This is a genomic window from Arthrobacter sp. GMC3 (assembly GCF_002929305.1).
In the GTDB taxonomy this organism is placed as follows: Bacteria; Actinomycetota; Actinomycetes; order Actinomycetales; family Micrococcaceae; genus Specibacter.
Genome location: NZ_PJIO01000162.1, coordinates 1 through 521, shown reverse-complemented (window position 1 = coordinate 521; position 521 = coordinate 1). Strand labels below are relative to the sequence as shown.

Below are 521 nucleotides of genomic sequence, written 5' to 3'. Positions count from 1 at the left end.
GGCCAGCAGCGTGGCCTGGAGCAAGGCTGGCCGAAGTTCGGCCTGGAGATCGAGAACGGTCTGCGCGATTTCGACGAGGTGTTCGGCCGTAGCGCGCCGCGCACCTTCGAGATCGGCTTCGGCATGGGCCATTCCACCTTGGAAATGGCCGCCGCGGCGCCGGATCAGGACTTCATTGGCGTGGAAGTGCATAAACCTGGCGTCGGTGCGTTGCTGAGCGGACTTGTGTCACAGAAATTGAACAACGTCAGGGTCCACAGTTGCGACGCCTTGGAGGTGCTGCGCGATTGCGTGGCCGATGCCAGCCTGGACCGCGTATTGCTGTTCTTTCCGGACCCCTGGCACAAGAGCCGTCATCACAAGCGACGTATCGTGCAGCCGGCTTTCGCCGAGCTGGTGCGCAGCAAGCTGAAGATCGGCGGCGTACTGCATATGGCTACCGACTGGGAGCCCTATGCCGAATACATGCTCGAGGTAATGAACGTCGCCCCGGGCTTCCGCAATCTGGCCGAGGATGGACG

At 62.2% G+C, this 521-nt stretch carries 1 protein-coding gene; it reads left to right on the top strand.

The genetic code is table 11. The features are described from left to right. Positions 1-521, top strand: a 521-nt coding sequence (gene trmB, locus CXQ94_RS24130; RefSeq protein WP_104092597.1) for a tRNA (guanosine(46)-N7)-methyltransferase TrmB, incomplete at both ends; no start/stop codon positions are given.